Source organism: Escherichia sp. AM3 (assembly GCF_032029835.1).
Classification (GTDB): Bacteria; Pseudomonadota; Gammaproteobacteria; order Enterobacterales; family Enterobacteriaceae; genus Escherichia; species Escherichia coli.
Window position 1 is genome coordinate 1 of record NZ_JAVUPQ010001223.1, and the last position, 244, is coordinate 244.

Annotated in this window: 1 pseudogene; it reads right to left on the minus strand. The window is 47.1% G+C overall.

Features of this window, described 5'->3' with window-relative positions:
* Positions 1–244: pseudogene (locus RTW80_RS30400) on the minus strand (type IV secretion system protein VirB10); the annotation flags it as partial.

The window sequence follows — 244 nt, forward strand, 5'->3', positions numbered from 1 at the left end:
GTTTTACATTGCCACTGGCGCTGTATATATCACTGTTGACCGTACATTCCAGTTTCCCCGCCAGGTCAGAAACAAAACGCCTGTCCAGTGAACAGGGAATTGATGTCCCTTCCGGGATAAACAAATTTGGGTCATATGGAAGTTTCGTTATTTTCGCCAGTGGCGCAGATTCTGTAGCCTGTGCGGTTGCTTTTGCTTCATCCTTTTTATCGCTTTCTGGCTCACTGGCCGCAGTATGTGAAAC